The sequence below is a fragment of the Neobacillus kokaensis genome, assembly GCF_014656545.1.
Lineage (GTDB): Bacteria > Bacillota > Bacilli > Bacillales > Cytobacillaceae > Neobacillus > Neobacillus kokaensis.
The window spans coordinates 1-16653 of sequence record NZ_BNDS01000036.1 but is presented as its reverse complement, the minus strand read 5'-3'; the positions used below and the strand labels follow the sequence as shown (position 1 = coordinate 16653).

General features: G+C 40.8%; 14 protein-coding genes, 5 tRNA genes and 1 riboswitch. Of the genes, 1 reads left to right on the top strand and 18 read right to left on the bottom strand.

Annotated features, from left to right (window positions below):
- Positions 1-59 precede the first annotated feature (59 nt).
- From IE222_RS23710 to IE222_RS23680, 7 genes are all read right to left on the bottom strand, one after another.
- On the bottom strand, positions 60-458 hold the full coding sequence (locus IE222_RS23710) for a DoxX family protein (RefSeq protein ID WP_191276862.1): 399 nt from the start codon (positions 456-458) through the stop codon (positions 60-62).
- Positions 459-770: 312 nt separating this feature from the next.
- A complete protein-coding gene (locus IE222_RS23705) occupies positions 771-1769 on the bottom strand; it encodes a glutaminase (protein ID WP_191276861.1) in 999 nt (332 codons plus the stop codon).
- Positions 1770-1840: 71 nt separating this feature from the next.
- Positions 1841-3268: a M20 family metallopeptidase gene (locus IE222_RS23700; protein ID WP_191276860.1), complete on the bottom strand. Its 1428-nt coding sequence runs from the start codon at positions 3266-3268 to the stop codon at positions 1841-1843.
- Positions 3269-3318: 50 nt separating this feature from the next.
- A complete protein-coding gene (locus IE222_RS23695) occupies positions 3319-4563 on the bottom strand; it encodes an MFS transporter (protein WP_191276859.1) in 1245 nt (414 codons plus the stop codon).
- Between the two features lie 304 nt (positions 4564-4867).
- Entirely contained in the window at positions 4868-6172 is a 1305-nt protein-coding gene (locus IE222_RS23690) for a hypothetical protein (protein WP_191276858.1), read from the bottom strand.
- A gap of 250 nt (positions 6173-6422) precedes the next feature.
- Positions 6423-7976 (bottom strand): solute symporter family protein, encoded by a 1554-nt coding sequence (locus IE222_RS23685; protein WP_191276857.1) that lies wholly within the window; start codon positions 7974-7976, stop codon positions 6423-6425.
- On the bottom strand, positions 7973-8323 hold the full coding sequence (locus IE222_RS23680; protein ID WP_191276856.1) for a DUF485 domain-containing protein: 351 nt from the start codon (positions 8321-8323) through the stop codon (positions 7973-7975). Before IE222_RS23680 ends, IE222_RS23685 begins: the two co-directional genes overlap by 4 nt.
- 457 nt (positions 8324-8780) lie before the next feature.
- On the opposite strand from IE222_RS23680, the gene IE222_RS23675 reads away from it, so the two are divergent.
- Positions 8781-9386, top strand: coding sequence for a trimeric intracellular cation channel family protein (locus IE222_RS23675; RefSeq protein WP_191276855.1), 606 nt, complete (start codon positions 8781-8783; stop codon positions 9384-9386).
- Positions 9387-9493: 107 nt separating this feature from the next.
- Here the strand turns inward: IE222_RS23675 and IE222_RS23670 are convergent, their stop codons facing one another.
- The 11 genes from IE222_RS23670 to IE222_RS23620 all read right to left on the bottom strand — a co-directional run bounded on the left by IE222_RS23670 (position 9494) and on the right by IE222_RS23620 (position 16469).
- Positions 9494-10882 (bottom strand): cobyrinic acid a,c-diamide synthase CobB, encoded by a 1389-nt coding sequence (locus IE222_RS23670; RefSeq protein WP_191276854.1) that lies wholly within the window; start codon positions 10880-10882, stop codon positions 9494-9496.
- The gene (locus IE222_RS23665) at positions 10861-11691 is read right to left on the bottom strand and encodes a cobalamin-binding protein (protein ID WP_191276853.1); all 831 of its coding nucleotides are present in this window, start codon (positions 11689-11691) and stop codon (positions 10861-10863) included. The genes IE222_RS23670 and IE222_RS23665 overlap by 22 nt, the downstream gene beginning before the upstream one ends.
- Before the next feature lie 106 nt (positions 11692-11797).
- Positions 11798-12346, bottom strand: coding sequence for a cob(I)yrinic acid a,c-diamide adenosyltransferase (locus IE222_RS23660; RefSeq protein ID WP_191276852.1), 549 nt, complete (start codon positions 12344-12346; stop codon positions 11798-11800).
- Between the two features lie 103 nt (positions 12347-12449).
- Complete coding sequence (locus IE222_RS23655; protein ID WP_191276851.1) at positions 12450-13289, bottom strand: ABC transporter ATP-binding protein; 840 nt, start codon at positions 13287-13289, stop codon at positions 12450-12452.
- Positions 13290-13292: 3 nt separating this feature from the next.
- Positions 13293-14333, bottom strand: a complete 1041-nt coding sequence (locus IE222_RS23650) for a FecCD family ABC transporter permease (RefSeq protein WP_191276850.1) — start codon at positions 14331-14333, stop codon at positions 13293-13295.
- Complete coding sequence (locus IE222_RS23645; RefSeq protein ID WP_191276849.1) at positions 14330-15328, bottom strand: ABC transporter substrate-binding protein; 999 nt, start codon at positions 15326-15328, stop codon at positions 14330-14332. The genes IE222_RS23650 and IE222_RS23645 overlap by 4 nt, the downstream gene beginning before the upstream one ends.
- A gap of 166 nt (positions 15329-15494) precedes the next feature.
- Positions 15495-15684, bottom strand: a riboswitch (cobalamin riboswitch).
- A 298-nt stretch (positions 15685-15982) separates the two neighbouring features.
- Positions 15983-16056, bottom strand: a tRNA-Arg gene (locus IE222_RS23640).
- Positions 16057-16064: 8 nt separating this feature from the next.
- Positions 16065-16155: transfer RNA gene (locus IE222_RS23635), tRNA-Ser, on the bottom strand.
- Between the two features lie 9 nt (positions 16156-16164).
- Positions 16165-16237, bottom strand: a tRNA-Phe gene (locus tag IE222_RS23630).
- Positions 16238-16315: 78 nt separating this feature from the next.
- A tRNA-Asp gene (locus tag IE222_RS23625) sits at positions 16316-16392 on the bottom strand.
- 3 nt (positions 16393-16395) lie between these two features.
- Positions 16396-16469 (bottom strand) — tRNA-Met (locus tag IE222_RS23620).
- Positions 16470-16653: the final 184 nt, after the last annotated feature.

Genomic DNA, 16653 nt, shown 5'->3' with positions numbered 1-16653 from the left:
AATATTAATTTGTCCATTATATTCAAGGTTAATTGCATTTATCTCGGGATCGAGATATTTTAGAATAAAAAGGCATCTAAAGCATATTGGCCAGGACCGATTAAAGCTATTCCAATTGCAACTGCAAGCAAGGTTAAGTTATATTCATAGCCATTTGATGTTGCCCATAATCCGTTTACACCGTGCACCTTAGCAATCGCCATAACCATGGTTCCGGCAATCATAATTCCAGCAAGCGGTGTTAGGAGTCCTAAAGCAAACAAAATGCCGCCGATCAGTTCCGCTAATCCTGCGAATAGCGCCATGATAACTCCTGGTTTTATGCCAATAGATTCAAACCAGCCGCCTGTACCTTTTAATCCGTAACCACCGAACCAGCCAAACAATTTTTGCGCCCCGTGACCCACAAAAAGCAAACCAATTACCAAGCGAATGAATAATAAACCAAGATTTATCATTATAAAATCCTCCTAAATGTAATTTTATCTCGAATTCAAGATATTATGTCAAAAAAATTAATTTTCTTCTCTATGCTATTTATAAAACAACATTTATCTCGAATTCAAGATAATATTACTACCTAAAAACTTTTATGTCAATAGGTTTTTGTTATTGTTTATCATTTATTACAAATTCCTTCCAAACATTATTGCTGAAAAAAAGTACAAAAAAGAACACAATTTTGTGCTCTTTTTATAATCGTCTCTCTTCTAAATGCCGTGTTGCTATTTCTGATCAGAGAATTACCTCAATTTACATAAATAATATCATCAGAAAATATTAAGATCCCATTCTCTTGCAATATGTTTTAACAGCATACTCCCTGCTACGCTATTACCATATTCGTCTATAGCCGGCCCATAAAGTCCGATTCCGCATCCATGTGGAAAGGGAGAATTGTGAGCACTAACTCGTGCTGGGACGGCTGCCATGATTCCTCCAGAAACTCCGCTTTTGGCCGGCAGACCGATATTAGCTGCAAATTTACCAGAAGCGTTATACATTCCACACGTGACCATCAATGCTTTTGTTAACCTGGCTACTTCTTTGGAGAAAATCTGTTCCTTTCGGATTGGATGGAATCCGTCATAAGCAAGAACTAATCCAATCATGGCTATATCTTCTGTATTGACTTCAATAGAACACTGCTTTAAATATACCTCTAAAGATTCCTCAACAGTTGATTCCAGAAATCCAGTTTCTTTTAAGTAATAAGCCAAAGCCCGATTTCGATGGGCCGTTTGCCATTCAGACAGAAACACTTCCTCATTGATAGCCGGGCGTTTTCCTATCATTTTTTCTAATAAAGATAAGAACGATTCTATCTTTTCCAGGGACGATCTTCCTCCAAGTAAAGAAGCCACGGTAAGGGCGCCCGCATTAATCATAGGATTAAATGGTCTTCCCGGCTTATGCATTTCTAAACGAATAATAGAATTAAAAGCGTCTCCCGTAGGTTCTACATCTACCCGATCTAGAACATATGGAGTTCCAAAATCTAAACAGGCAGCTATAAAGCTAATGACTTTCGAAATACTTTGTAAGGTAAAAGCGACTTCACACTCTCCAGACTTTAAGACCTTTCCATCAGGTCCCACCATCGTAACACCTAATTGGGATGGATTTATCTTTTCTAAAGCTGGTATATAGGTAGCACATTGACCTTTTTCAGCATAGGAGCGATAGTGCTCTACCCATTTATCTAAATCGACAATATCCCTTTGTTTTTCGCAAGTTTTATCTTGATCAAATGGGATTGCTACAGCCATATTCCATCATTCCTTTCTTTAGAGGCAAAATAAATGATGAGAATTAAATAAATTCTCATCATAAATCGATTTTATATGTGGACTTCTTTTCGAGGCGGGACCACATCTTTTGGAATGAGGGAAACATATGCTTCCCCGTCCAAGCGTTCTTTCCATTCTGCCTTCGCTTTTTCAATGATATCTTGATTTTGCATCGCTTCAATTGCGGTGCAAGCGATAACTTTCCCCGCTTGCAGCATGCCTTTGTGGGCGATTGGCATGGAACCTTGCGACACTACCTGCCAGGTATGAAGGGGGGTTCCAAGCGCAAAGCATGTTGTCAAACATTGCATCGTTGGAACAACCCAGCTAACATCACCAACATCAGTTGATCCTGATAATGCCGCCTCATCGCCGAGTGCAGGAATGATGTCTACAATGGCTTTATCTTTTAATTTCTTTGCCGTTTCTTTATCCAACCCTGCCAAATCGGCATCAATGTCTTCCTGGGAAAGAGTGGCGCGGATTTCTTTAGCAAAATGCTGGTCAAATTCATCATAAGAAGGAACACCGACGGCAGTTAAATTTTTGTACATCATCTCTGCTAATGTTGTATTCGGGATTAAATTCGAAGCAGTCCCTTCAAACTCAACTTCCATCGTTGTTCCAGTCATCAAGGCCGCACCTCTTGCAATATCATAAACACGTTCGTATAATTCTTTTACTTGCTGCTTTTTTGATGCGCGGATTAAATAGACAACTTCAGCATGGGATTGTACAACATTCGGCGAAGTACCGCCTGTATCTGTAATCGCATAATGCACTCTCGCTTCCGGAATCATATGCTCTCGTAAATAATTGACACCGACGTTCATCAATTCCACCGCATCTAAAGCACTGCGGCCTAAATGAGGAGCAGCGGCAGCATGTGCACTCTTCCCATTGAATTTGAAAGTCGCAGAGTAGTTTGCAAGCGTGCTGACGTTCCATATACTAGGTATTGATGAAGGATGCCAGGAAAACGCAAGATCAACATCATCAAACAATCCCGCACGTGCCATAAATGCTTTACCAGAGCCCGCTTCTTCCGCCGGACAGCCATAATAACGTACCGTCCCCTTCAAACCTGTTTGCTCCATATAATCTTTAACGGCAACTACAGCCGCAAAAGCCCCGGATCCTAGCAAGTTATGACCGCATCCATGCCCATGGCCGCCTGCAACAACCGGGGCATGTTCGGCAAGGCCTTTTTTCTGACTTAAGCCTGATAAAGCATCAAATTCTCCTAAAATAGCAATTATTGGTTTACCAGTTCCATAGGTTCCAATAAACCCTGTTTGCAGTCCGGCAACATTTTGCTCAACCTGAAAACCTTCAGCTTTCAACGCTTTACATAAATATTCCGATGATTGATGTTCTTCGAAGTAGATTTCTGGGCAATTCCAAATTCTATCACTTAGTTTGATAATCTTATCTCTTTTTTCTTCGACAAGATTAGATATAACTGTTTGTAAATTCACTTACAAGACCTCCAATAAAAAGTGTTTCCAGCATTAATACCCTTTATTGATCAGGCTTCTAATGCAAGAGCCTCTTCTTCGTTTTGTTTAAGAAGATCCCCTTTTTTATCACTTATGGTTAATAGTGCCCCAATACAGACAATGGCGAATCCAATTAACATCCAAAAAGCAGCATGAAATGAACCATTAAACGCATCAACGATGAAACCTATCGCCATTGGGGTAATAAAACCAGCCAATTGACCGCCTGTATTGGCTATTCCCATAGCCGTTCCAGTGACAGAAGACGGCAGTTGTTTAAGCACGATTGCCGGTAATAGAATAATGACAAAGGCAATAAATAGATTAACAATGGTTTGATACGTAATAAAGGATGTGACACTTGAAGCGGTAAACATTAAATACAGCAATATTCCAATACATGCGCAAGCAAAGCCTCCCGCCAATCTTTCCCATCCTTTTGGCATCTTATCAATGATATAACCACCTAAATAAATCCCTGCTAACATGGTGATACCTGGAATCGTCTGAACCCAGCCAAGTGAAATTAAATCGAGACCACGCGTTTTAACTAAATAGGTTGGGATCCATGTTGCAAGTCCCCAGTTAACGGCATAAATACAAAAATAGGCAACAACCAAATTCCATACCATCGGTGTTTTAAACAACGAACTGAATAATCCCTTTTGGCCCGAAACTGAAGTTTGGGTGATACCCCCTTTTGACCCACTATGTGGAAGTTTAATGAAGTACCAGTATAGAGCGGCAATAATAACACCGGAGATCCCCATAATGACAAACGTGGTCCTCCAGCCTATCGTCGTAAGGAGCGCTGCAGATGCGATCGGGATAATAAGTGCAATAATACCGCTTGATGACAGCATAACCGACATGGCTCGAGCACGTTCTTCTTTAGGAAACGTAAGTGATATGATTTTCGAGCTGGCAGGCTGAAAGCCACCCTCTCCGATACCAAATAAGAAACGAATCATCACCATGGAGGCTAGGGACCACGCCGCACCAGTTAATCCTGTAAAAATGGACCATAGAATAACGGCGGAAAGTAGAACTTTTCTAGGCCCAAATCGGTCTGCCAGCCAGCCTCCTGGCATTTGCATAATTGCATATCCGGCAAAAAAACTGCTAAGTAAGAGTCCGGTAGAGGAAGCACTCAAATGTAAGTCTTCCGTAATGGACAAAACGGCATAATTCATAATATAACGATCTAGATTACCTAAAGACCAACCTAGAAAAAGTAAAGCTAGAATCCAATTTCTTGTACGTTTTGATATCATATGATGCAGCTCCTTATTTTTAAAAATAAAATAATTTTTCGACGATAAAATGAAACTATATGCGGATTCGATTGTTAAAGAATGTCCCCCCACATTTTTGGAATAAAATTGGAAGTGCTTTCATTTCAGTGACGTCTAGGGTATTGATTCTTAAGGGATCACAACACGTGGGATTTCAGAATCCATTTGCGAATATTTAACGAAATTTTCGCTTTATGTTTTTATTTTACGAAATATTCCGACCCCATTCAATAGTTTTTTTTTTCCAAACGCATAAAAAATAAGCATCCTTAAATAGGAGTGCTTATTTCAATCGATATATTTTAATTGGCCTTCCTCGATCGTGTTGCGACTCTTCACCAATACTCTCTGCTAAGCCTGCATCACATAATTCAGCCACAATCCGCTGGGCATTTCGTTCACCCATCTGAAGATTTACCGACAAATCCCTCGTTGTAAAATCACGCCAGCCCATTTTTTGGATTAAAGCGTCAATTTTCTTAAACGTTTTGACACTGATGTTTCCCTTCTTCAATTTCTCCAATAAAACTTTATCATCTGTCCGATAGCTATAAGTCAGTTCTTCGTCCTGTCCAGCTGACTCAATGATCGTTCCATCATCCTGAACAATAACAACAATCCCTTGTTCCTCTTTTTTCTTCGACTGCTGCAGAGCACGATGAGCATTTATTTCTGCTGCTAATACAGTTTTTCCAAAACCAATTCCTACAGAAACAGTTGTATTCGCTTCAAGCGACAAGTAGTGGACTTTATCTTTTAATGTCTGAATCTCCCGTTCGATAGCACCGCGGGAACTAAAAATCGTATATCGCCCATTTCCTTCCTCAAAGAGAGAGCCATCTATTTTCTCACAAAGCTGGATCAGCGTTTCCTTCAACCTTAGCTCTAAATACTGGATTTGATAGGTTTTCTCCATTTTTTCTTTAATAGAATCAAAGTCTTTTACCTCGATTTTTTCAACGCCAATCTGAGTATCTTTATAGTAAGAAGTCTTTATCTTTTCGAAAAAGATCCTGATGGTTTGAAAAATTTCTATACGGGTAGGTGACATCAAATTTGCAGGAACACCTGCTTTATTTAGAGCCTCGTTCACACTTGGATAACATGTCAAAGCTCCATCAATCTTTTTTTGTTTCCATAAATCATAATGGAAGGTAAACAATTCCCTGGAATCAATATCAGCATCAAAGGTTTTCACATAAAGCTCTTTTACCGTTTCTTTTAATTGCTGCAAGCTATCGCCTTCGGCTACATTTGTGGCTGGAATCATGTCGATGCTTACTCGATCCAATAGTCTCCCTTGAGAATAAACCAGCTCCATGAAACTCTTATAGGTACTGGATTCCGTGGAGAATATATATACCATTTTTTCATCTGAGGATAATGTTTTTTTAGCAACCATATACGGGATATACCCTGAAAAGAGCCAGAAATCAACTTGTTCATCATGTTCTACTACAATTTTCTCTACCTCTGTTGCCTCTGAATAAGAGTAAGGTTTAAATTCCATTTCTTGTTCAATTTCTTTTGCCAGTTTAAGAATTCTATTTACTGACACACTTGGACCAACCACGCCGATTCGATACATTCTTTCATTCCTACTTTCTAGAAACTTATATAAGAATATTCTAACGTCCGGTTCTGAGTAAATCCATTCCCTTTGCCAACGAGTCTATTATACCATTGTAACTGAGTTCACAGCTGCCCTAACCGGCCTGGCGTTCCTCGACACCACTTATAATTATCTAACTTTACCTCGCTTCACAACAAAATCCAAAGGCTCACCGTATAAATACCGGACAAACCTTTGGATTGGGGAACTTAATTTTATTAATTTTCTAATGTTCTTTAGGTGTGCTGATTCCAAATCCAGTGTTGGTTTTAAATAATACTTCTTCAAAGCATCCTGTTTCAGCCTTCTTCTTAGAAGATAGGACCGTGCCTAAGAATGCGCCAATAAAACCTAGCGGCACTGTAAAAATAGTCGGGTTTGTTAATGGAAATAAAGGATCTCCTGTTAAAATCGCTTTACCTGCTTCTGGGTTCCAGACATTCGGGCTTAACAAAACAAGCACAACCGAACTGATTAATCCCACTAACATTCCTGTTACAGCACCTGTCGAATTAAAGCGTTTCCAATAAATTGTACATAACATTACAGGCAGGTTAGCACTTGCTGCAATCCCTAGAGCCAGCACAGACAAAAACGCCACATTTAAATTCTTAGCTACTAATGCTAAAAGGATTGAAGCAACGGCAACAATGATAGACGAAATACGAGCTACCTTCATTTGTTGTTTCTCTGTAATCTTTCCTTTTTTAATAATTTGTCCATAAATATCGTGGGCGAATGCTGACGCAGACGTTAAAACAAGAGCCGAAACAACGGCTAGAATAGTCGCAAAAGCAACGGCCGAAATAAAGGCAAATAAGAAGTCCCCGCCCATCGAAAGCGCTAACATTGGCGCGGCCATATTCCCAGCAGGATTAGCAGCCATAATTTCGTCCCAGCCGACAAAAACAGTTGCTCCAAATCCTAAAAAGACAACCATTAGAAAAAATGCTCCGATAAACCAAGTGGAATAATACACTGATTTTCTTGCTGTTGCCGCATCCTTTACAGTGAAAAAGCGAATCAACAAATGCGGCAGTCCTGCAACTCCAAGGACAAGTGCCATATTAAGAGAAATCATATCCAATCCATTACTGTACTTGTTACCTGGATTCGCTAATTCTGCACCAAATGGACTAGCTGATTTAATTTGCTGGAACATTTTAATAATGCTGAAGTCAAACTTGGCAAATACTAAAAAGGTTAACACAAGCGAGCCGCCAAGCAAAAGTACGGCCTTTATAATTTGAACCCAGCTTGTTGCGGTCATCCCGCCAAAAATAACATAGACAGTCATTAAGACTCCTACAATCACAACAGCTATCCAATAATCGATTCCCAGCATTAAACTTATCAGGGCGCCGCCGCCGACTAATTGGGCAATCATATAAAAGATTGAAATAACTAATGTGCTGGCTGCTGCCGTACCACGAACTTTATTGGATTTAAAACGAGCGGTAATCATATCAGCCAATGTATATTTTCCTAAATTGCGCATAGGTTCTGCAATTAAGTAAAGTAAAAATAGAAAGCCTAATAGATTTCCAATACTCATATAAAATCCGTCAAATCCAATTAAAGAAATCGCACCAGTTATTCCTAAAAAGGATGCGGCCGACATAAAATCCCCGGCTATAGCTAAACCATTCTGGGTAGCGGTAAGTCCACCTCCAGCTGTATAAAAGTCACTGGTGCTTTTAGTCTTCTTTGAAGAAAAATAGGTGATTGCTAGTGTTAAAGTAATAATTCCTACAAATAAAAGAATCGAAAGAATACTCATTCACTCAGTTCCTTTCTATATTTATGTAATATAACCTCGGCAAAATTATCATATTTTTCGGATTTCTTAACGTAAATTAAACCGCATACCCAGACAAGTAAGAATTGTAAGGCGGCAAAAATCCATACACCAGTAATAGGTCCAACCACTTCTGAATGCAATAATTTCGTATAAGCAGCCAATAAAGGTAATGTAAAATAAAAGATCAGAAAAAAGATTGTAGTTGGAAGAATAAATGATTTTTTCTTTTGAACCAGCTCTTTGAATTCCCTCGTTTGAATTAGTGTTTCATAAGAAATATTATTCTGCATTTTATTTAATGGTATCTCTTGTATCCTTTGTTCCATAATCTCACCCCGATTTATAACATTTTTTTAAGTTTCACAATTATACGATACATACTTTTTATGAGATATAATTACTGAGAATACTTGACACTCCTCCTTTCACGGCTACCAACTATACGTTTTTACTACGTTCATAGTAAATATTGTTATACCTTACTGAATATAGCACAACTTCAAATTGGTGTAAATGTTTATTTAAAATATTTAGAATAATAAGAAAAGCATTATATCAGCCTAACAAATCTTCTTCAAATTAAGTGATGACCACAAGTTGTGAACTGCGAAAACAAGGTTTTTAATCACCCTCGTGTCCCCATCTTTACTACTTAATCAGAATTTATATAAAAATAAGTTGTATTTTGCTGGAGAAGTGTTAAAATCAAACTGTTTTACTACTTACTAAACTATTAAACACAATGTGTTAACTTAAAGGAATATAGAGGTGACATCAGAGAAAATGACATGGGAAGTACTTAGTATGATTGGCACCATTGCATTTGCTGTCAGCGGGGCCATTGTTGCAATGGAAGAGGAATATGATATTTTAGGTGTTTATATTTTAGGAACTGTAACTGCCTTTGGAGGCGGGGCCGTTCGGAATTTGTTAATTGGAGTCCCGGTTTCGGCATTATGGAGTCAGGGATTACTATTTATAATTGCTTTACTATCAATTACCGCAATTATGCTATTTCCAACAAACCTATTAAAACATTGGCAAAAGTGGGGGAATATGTTTGATGCAATTGGTTTGTCCGCCTTTGCTATACAGGGAGCCATTTACGCTTCAAAAATGGGACACCCGCTTAGTGCTGTCATCGTTGCCGCTGTACTCACTGGAATTGGCGGAGGGATTATTCGTGACTTGCTTGCCAGAAGAAAACCAATTGTTCTAAGAGAAGAGATTTACGCCCTTTGGGCCATTGTAGCAGGAGTCATTATTGGTTTAAAAATAGCCGTTGAGCCTTGGCAATTATATACTCTGTTCGTTATCGTTACGGGCCTGCGGGTTCTCTCATATACTTATGATTGGAAGCTGCCAGTAAAAGGACTAAGAACACATTAAAAATCGACGGATGCCCCGTCGATTTAATATTTAGAAGCAGGCTATCCTTTATTGGGACCTGCTTCTTCGTTTATAAGCATTAGCAAACCTCGTAAGGTTTAGACTTATTATAGGCGCTCACAGACACCGTTTTTAAACATCGTACACTGTTCTACCCAGCGCCGAGCTAATACTGGTGCAGAAGCAAAATGTAAATGTGTATAGCCTGCTACAAGATTATTTAACAAGAAGCCTTCATGCTTCATGCCCCGTAATCCAGTTGTAATATAGGATGGAGTAATCGCTCGTGATGACTCGAAGGTTGAGTAATGAAACTCATGCCCTCTGGCTCTGTCATTCGGTCCAATTAAGAAATTCTTGTCCATTCCTGTTACTTCCCGGTAACCAAGTGCGGCAAGCTTCGTATGCATCTTCACCTTGCCGGGAATCATGCCAACCAACGGATATACCACTCCGCCAACTGTTTCAATAGATTCGGACAAAAACATAAATCCGCCGCATTCCGCGACCGTTGGCATGCCGCTTTGGATAGCCTCCCGAACAGACATGAGTACATCTTCCTGCGCTGATAACGATGCTGCAAACTCTTCTGGAAACCCGCCACCTATATAGAGCCCCTGTACATCCGGAGAGACCCGTTCCCCGTTAAGTGGTGAGAAAAAGACTAGATCCGCTCCATAATACTCTAATAGCTCCAAATTTTCGGGATAGTAAAAATGAAACGCCTCATCCATTGCAACGGCGATTCTTACTTTACCCTCTTGCTTTTTTTGAGTTCCAAATAAAATAGACGGTGATTCAATTTTTTCTGAGCCCATCATTTGATAAAGACGATCCAAGTCAAAGTTATTTCGAATCGTTTCTGAGAGTAAGTCAAAGAAAGGCTTAAGTTCTCCACGTTCAATGGAAGGAACAAGTCCCAGATGGCGCTCTGGCATACAAAGCCGATCATCCTTTGATAAATAGCCAATGACAGGAATCCCGCATTCTTTTTCTACTGCTTTCCGAACTAACTCGTAATGACCAACACTCCCCACACGGTTTGCAACAACCCCACAAAGGCGAATAGCAGGGGAAAATGTTTGAAATCCCTTCACTATTGCAGCTGCACTCCGTGCCATTCCGCCGCAATCAACAACGAGCAGCACTGGGCTATTTGTAATCTCGGCAATTTCCGCAGCACTTCCCGTATCTGAGAGAGGATCCTTCCCATCAAATAATCCCATTGCCCCCTCAATAATCGCTACATCCGCGCCTTGACAACCGCGTACAAAAATCTCCTTTACGGCTAAATCGCTACACATCCAGCTGTCTAAATTTCGAGATTTTCTGCCGGTCACTGCGGTTTGGTAAGTCGGATCAATATAGTCTGGTCCGCATTTAAATCCCTGCACCGTATAGCCCTTTGCTTTATACGCAGCCATAAGGCCTATAGCCACTGTTGTCTTCCCAACACCACTTCCCGTTCCTGCCACTACAATTCTATTGATGGACATAACCATTCCTCCGCTTTCTGCTCATCATATACGGTGAAAAGATTCGGATGAAGCAGGGCACCCAACTTTTGAATTCCGAGTATTAAACGAGGAGATGGCCTACAATAAAGCGACTCCTCCATCACAATTACCCGATTATCCTTTATCGCCTTCAATTCTGGCCAATTTGGTCGTTGTTTAAGCAATTCCGGTTTAACTTGTTTTTCCATCACACCAACCCATGCCAGCAATATATAATCAGGATTACGCTTTCGGACATCCTCCCAATCTGTTTTGACACTAGCCCGCTCGTCATCAGCGAAAATATTACGGCCACCAGCTATATCGCTAATTTCTGTTAACCAATTCGCATAACCCGGTGTAAATACCGGCTTTGGCCACCATTCCCAATACAACAAGGGCCGTTCCTCAATCATTCGCCCAATCTCTGCATACTTCTCCAGCAATGTAAAATATTTACGGTGGGCAGCATGCGCAATTACTTCTTGTCCCGTCGCATTCCCCACCTCAAGCATATTATCCCCAATCTCAGACAAACTCTTAGGATTAAGCGTGATAAAAGGTAATCCCCTCTCCTTCAAGCCAGCAATGTTCTTCTCCATGCCAGGCACCGACAATGAAGCGAGAACTAAATCTGGCTGGAGGGCTTCGACAGCAGTAATGTCGATATCCAAATCGGAACCTATTCTAGGCAAACCGTTAATCTCCACAGGCCAGTCCGAATAGTTATCAACACCGACGATATATGATGTCAATCCCATAAAACCTAAAAGCTCAGTGTTACTTGGGCATAGCGATACAATTCTCATTATGATTCACTCTCCTCTCTCATTTCTTTTTGCCGATTGCTAATTAACTCACTAGGTTTCATACATTCTTTTGAGAATGCCAGCAAATAATCAACTTAACTTCATCTTATAGCTCGATTCCCATAACAGCTGGTATACCCCCATCATAATAATGCTTATTTACATTGATTTCTGAAACTAGATCAGCTGCTTTAATAATCTTCGAATTAGCGCCTCTTCCAGTAAGGACAAGATGCATCCCTTGTGGGCGATTCGCAATTAGCTCGAGTACTTCACTAATTGGAAGTACATCATCAATTGGGAAATTATTGATAGCAAGTGCGTTATTGATCTCATCTAAAATGACAAGGTCATGCTCACCTGCCATCACCCTCTCTTTCGTATATGTCCATGCATCTTTGAGCGCATCACGATGCTCATCAGGCGTCTTTGTCCAAGTGAACCCAATCCCTTTTTGGACCATTTCAATTCCCAGCTTGTCAAATACGAGTTTTTCTCCATAAGTACGCTGGGGTGATTTAATAAATTGAATAATTAACACTCGCTTCCCTCGACCCAATGCCCGTATAGCAAGCCCCACAGCAGCCGTTGTTTTTCCTTTACCATCACCTGTGTAAACAAGTGTTAATCCCCGCTCCTTACTAGGTTTACTCATTACTAACCCCTCCTCTTGGTTTTTTGAACACATTTTCACATATCTATTAAAAAAATAACCCCAAATCGCAGCACTCACGTATAACTTCCATTGTGCCATTCAGTTATTGGACGATTTCCATCTTTTCTACTTTCCTTTGTGCAGGAATCGTCCGCTGAGCGATACTTTCTCCCTGAAGGATAATTTGCGGTAATCCATAAACAGGATGGTTCATCACAATGGGTGCAGTACCGTAAACTTCCTCAATCAAATCCGTTCGAATAATATCCTCTGGAGATCCCGCTGCTACAACTCTCCCATTATGTAAAAGCAATAAACTGTCACAATAGAGCGCAGCTATATTTAAATCATGCAAAACCGAAATAACTGTCAAATCATCCTCCAGCTGCCATTCTCGAATTCGATCCATTAGGAGTATCTGATGGCCAATATCGAGATAAGTGGTTGGTTCATCAAGCATGAGGAGCTTTGGCTGCTGGGCCATGGTCTTGCCAAGAGCTACTCGCTGACGTTCTCCGCCGCTTAAGTTTTCAAGATGCCGATCACTTAAATCATTTAACCCCATTTTATCGAGAATTGAATCAATAAGCCGTTCAATGTCGGCTTCTTCTTCTCCTCCGAGCCAATTTTGAAAAGGAAACCGTCCCATCTCGATTACCTCTCTTACTGTAAAACCAATGGGAGGCAGAGATTCCTGCTGCAAGACTGCCAGCCATTTGGCCAGATCTTTTCGAGGATATTGTTCAATCTGTTTCCCATTTACTTCAATTTTTCCAGCTGTAGCACTTTCCACTCCTGACAATAGCTTTAGTAATGTAGACTTTCCGCTTCCATTCGGTCCAATAATCCCCAGGCATTCTCCACGATTAACTGAAAAGCTAATTTCCTCAAGCACTGACTGATTGTCAAACCGTTTACACAGCATATCGACTTCAATAAACATCCATCAATTTCCCCCTGACATTTGCTTGTTTCTACGAAGCAAGTATGCAAAGAATGGCGCGCCAAGAACTGCGGTCACAACTCCGAGTGGAATCTCCGTGGGGCTAAGTAATGTACGGGCAATCGTATCCGCCCAAAGAACATATATTGCACCGAAGATCACTGACAAAGGCAGTAATAGTCGGTAATCTGGCCCGACCATCAGTCTGAGTAAATGCGGGACGACAAGTCCGACAAAGCCAATCGTTCCAACAATAGACACTGCAGCAGCAGTAATGAGGGTGGAAACAATCAATACAACTAACCGTGTACGTTTAATATTGACACCCAAATGTGCTGCCTGCCTTTCTCCTAATGCAAATAAATTCAATGTTCGTCCATATGAGAGCAGTACTACAAGGCCAATGGCTAAATAAGGTATAAGCACAAAGGTAAATGACCAGCCTCTAAGGGCTAAACTCCCCATTAGCCAAAAAACGATTTCATTTACCACCTGATCCGACATTGAAACCATAAAGGAAACAATGGCACCTAGAAAAGCCGAAACAACAACACCAGATAAAATGATTGTTTCTAATTTATACTTTCCCTGTACATTTGCTAAACGAAGCACCACAAGCAAACTGATTAATCCTGTCACAAATGCAACCAATGGGATGGTCCAAACACCCAATAAAATCGTATGAAAGTCGAATAAAATGAGGAAAGCAGCACCTACTGCAGAACCCGAGGCTACCCCTAATGTATACGGGTCAGCTAACGGGTTGCGTAATACCCCTTGAAAACCAGCACCGGCAAGTGACAGACACGCTCCAACAAGGATGGCAAGAAAAACCCGCGGCAACCGGACTTTTAAGATGATTTGCTCAGATGATGCCGCCCAGTTTGTATCTATGATACCTTCTAGAAAAGGAAGCTGGTCCAGGATAATTCCCCAAACATGCGAAAGACGCAGGTTTGCAGATCCAAGTGACAAGCTAACAATCACTGAAAGAAGCAGGAGAACGACCCCCGCTCCCCCCCATATTGCTAATCTTCGTTTCATTTCTTATACAAGTCCGGATAAATGGATTCGGCAATTTTTGTAAGAGCTTCTGTTATCCGCGGACCAGGTCTAGACATAATATTTCCTTCTATCCCTGTCAAATTGTTGTCTTGAATCGCTGTAATCCTCTCCCAGCCATTTCTTGATTTAATTAGTTCTTCCAGCGTTTTGCCGGACTTATCAACAGCATTAGCGGTGTACAGAATCACTTCTGGGTTATCCTGAATGATTTTCTCTTCATTGATGGCGTTCCAGCCTTTCATATCTGAGGCAATATTAATGCCTCCGGCCATCGTAATCAGTTCATCCATAAATTCACCCTTCCCAACCGTCCATCCTGGGGAAAATTCAATATATACTTTTTTCTTATCTTCTTCTTTAAGAGCTGCAGCAGTATCTGTTACAGCGCTAATATCCTTCTTCATTTGTGCAACAAGTTCTTCTGCTTTTACCTGTGTATCTGTAATGACGCCAATTTGGATAATATTGTTTAAAATATCGTCTATCTTTTTCGGCTCCGTTTTATATAATGGAAGACCTAAACCACGAAATTTCTCCACTATATCATCTTTCATTGAAATGCCGCCAATTACCAGATCTGGATTGGCAGCTATAATTGCTTCCTCATTCGGCTTTGTTACTCCTCCTACTTTTGGCTTCGTTAATGCTTCTTTCGGGTAATCATCATAATCTGATACACCGTAAATTTTATCGCCCAAGCCTAGAGCGAAGAGAATTTCCGTCTCAGATGGAGAAGTGGAAACGATACGCTCTGGTGCTTTATTAAAGGTTAACTCTAAGCCCGTTGCATCCTTCACTGTCAGCGGATAAACCGTTGCTTTCTCACTCGATTCATTTTTAACCTTTCCGTTACTTTCAACTTCTGAAGATACTTTCTGAGAAGAACTATTTCCTCCCCCGTCATCTCCTGACCCACAAGCACTGATTGACATCGCTGCCAATACAGTTAATAGTAATGCCACAAACTTTTTCATACTCAATCCTCTTCCCTTCTTTTATGGTTCGAGATGAGCTTGATATCTTGAAGTCTTGTCCTGAACAACGAAAAAAGCCCTGCTTCCATTCGGAAACAAGGCGTGCGAAAACCAGACAAATAAAATAATTATACTGATTATGCCTATCCTTTTCCGCGAAGGATTTCGTTGGCAAGCTAGATAGGCAGGTTTCCTGGCTTACGGGTAACGCGACTTCCTCTCCTTCCCATTCCTTTTGATGGAACAGTGGTATTGCGAGGTTGTCCCCGATTAACAGTGGCGGGACCGCGCCGGAATCACACCGGCTTCCCTTTTAACCTTATCCAATGACAAGGCACCTATGAGCTTATATAAGATTCAATTGGTCAAGCAATATTCTCAACTAGTATTATAGCAATAATTTCGGTTAAAATGATAACAATATTTTGCATAATTATTAATACACAAACCTAACAGCAGCCATACATATGAAATGCAGCAATTAAAACAAAAAAAGCCAACTCATTAACAATGAAGAGCGGGCTTTTTTTCCGTTATCTGACCTAATCACTAAAAAACAATTCAAAAAGGAAATAATATAATTCAAATGCCATTCTCCATCATCTGGAGGTTCATAATAAAGAAATATACAAATCCAATCGTTTTTTATCATTACGCGCCTTAGAGGATTCGAACCTCTGACCGTACGCTTAGAAGGCGTATGCTCTATCCAGCTGAGCTAAAGGCGCAATATATATGGCGGAGAAGGAGGGATTTGAACCCTCGCGCCGGTTACCCGACCTACACCCTTAGCAGGGGCGCCTCTTCAGCCTCTTGAGTACTTCCCCATAAAAAGATGGCTCAGGACGGAATCGAACCGCCGACACAAGGATTTTCAGTCCTTTGCTCTACCGACTGAGCTACTGAGCCATATTAAATTTTGTACCCTACAGATAGATTAACTGTAGTTTGTTACTATTCCCTAAAACCAACTTAATTATGTATAAGTGGCGGTCTGGACGGGACTCGAACCCGCGACCTCCTGCGTGACAGGCAGGCATTCTAACCAACTGAACTACCAGACCGTATTGCGGGGGCAGGATTTGAACCTGCGACCTTCGGGTTATGAGCCCGACGAGCTACCGGACTGCTCCACCCCGCGATAGTAGAAAATATCAAATATTGATCATGCCCTTAATTACAAGGACTGTCCCGACTTCAGAAAGTTAATTCAAGCGGCGGTTCAGTCGGTACAACTCGCAGATTATTCAACGAAGCAACGCTTGTTGCTCCACCCCGCGATAGTAAAAAATATTATTCTTTAAAAAAATATGGCGGAGGAAGAG